Here is a 215-nt window from a genome sequence, read left to right on the forward strand (position 1 = left end):
ACGGCAGTTACTGGTGACCTGGTTGAGTGAGGCTAGGATGGCAGGAGCCCGAAAAATTATGGCCTGCCAGGAAGTTGGTCTCTCACTCAACCAGGTCACCAGTAACTGCCGTTCCGGCAAGGCGGTCAGTTGTCCTCGTTGTCGATCCCCCAGTAATCGTTGAGCTTTTTTCGCAGCACCAGCAACGCGGCGGTTTCAGCCAGCGCCTTGTCTTT

The organism is Pseudomonas gingeri, from assembly GCF_013385425.1.
GTDB lineage: Bacteria > Pseudomonadota > Gammaproteobacteria > Pseudomonadales > Pseudomonadaceae > Aquipseudomonas > Aquipseudomonas gingeri_D.